At 55.6% G+C, this 768-nt stretch carries 1 protein-coding gene; it reads right to left on the reverse strand.

All coding sequences use genetic code 11. The annotated features are described in order from the left end of the window. Positions 1-123: 123 nt before the first annotated feature. On the reverse strand, positions 124-768 hold a 645-nt coding region (locus R3F64_RS19370), incomplete at its 5' end, for an MFS transporter (RefSeq protein WP_332613256.1).

The following is a 768-nucleotide window of genomic DNA, read 5'->3' on the forward strand; positions in this document are numbered from 1 at the left end:
CTATAGGCGAGTGCTCATGCGCAATCTCTCTTGGGTCACGACGAGGCCAAGCAAGCATCGCAAGCCCTGTCGCGGTTAAAGCCAATGTCCCGAGCAAAACGAACGTTTCCGTCAGTCCCAGGTTCACCCCCAGCCAGCCAACGGATAAGTGAGCAGCCAACAGCTGTGTGACAACGAAAACTGGGCAGCAAACAGCGCAGGACGATCTTCCGGCTGGCATGAGCGCTTAAGCAAGCGACCGGTGGGCGTCATGATTAATGAAGCCCCTGCGCCCATCAGTAACCATAGCCCGACAAGCCCCGCAAACGATGGTCCCAGCCAGCCCAGGTAGAGACTGAGTGCCATCATAACGCCACCTAGCAGCATGACTGGTCTTTCTGTCACTCGGTCCAGTATCTTGGGTAGCAGTAAGGCCACCAGCATGGAGCCCCCGCCTGCGGCAGAAAAGGCCAAAGCTACTTCTTTCTCGCCAAGTCCCAACATAGAGCGCACAAGCACGACCGTATTGACGATCTGCATCGCTCCGGCGGCTGAGACCGCCAAGTTCAATGCCAACAGCCCCCTCAGACGAGGTGTTTTTAGATAAATCCGTAAGCCGTGAGAAACGCGACGCCAAACGCCGGGAATTTCTTCTAGTGGTTGTGACTCAGGCAACATCACAGATATAGCCAAGGAAGCTGAGATCACGAACGCCAGGGCGTTGAGTACAAACAGGACATCAAAACTCATCACCATCAGCAATGCGGCTGCCACCATCGGGCTAAGCAG

The sequence above is a fragment of the Halomonas sp. 5021 genome (assembly GCF_036663435.1).
In the GTDB taxonomy this organism is placed as follows: Bacteria; Pseudomonadota; Gammaproteobacteria; order Pseudomonadales; family Halomonadaceae; genus Vreelandella; species Vreelandella janggokensis.